Origin of the sequence: Motilimonas sp. 1_MG-2023, assembly GCF_030547455.1 — a bacterium.
GTDB lineage: Bacteria > Pseudomonadota > Gammaproteobacteria > Enterobacterales > CBDFNC01 > Motilimonas.
The window spans coordinates 1-230 of the sequence record NZ_JAUOPX010000350.1 but is presented as its reverse complement, the minus strand read 5'-3'; the positions used below and the strand labels follow the sequence as shown (position 1 = coordinate 230).

At 39.6% G+C, this 230-nt stretch carries 1 pseudogene; it reads left to right on the top strand.

The window, feature by feature from the left end:
* Positions 1–230 (top strand): annotated as a pseudogene (locus Q4519_RS22280) (hypothetical protein); the annotation flags it as partial.

Below are 230 nucleotides of genomic sequence, written 5' to 3'. Positions count from 1 at the left end.
GAACTATTAGTTTACCTATTGATCGATGTAGTCTTCGCCATTTTGTTGTTAAGTAACAGGCGCTATATCATGGGAGTCATGGGGATAATTGATACCACTGAAGAGCTAGCTAAACGTGATAACTTTGCTTATTGCATTAGTATGGCGGGCAGTGTATTGGCCATGGGTATCGTGTTAACAGGGGATATCACTGGTGAATGTGCAAACAATTATCTCAATGAAATTATTGG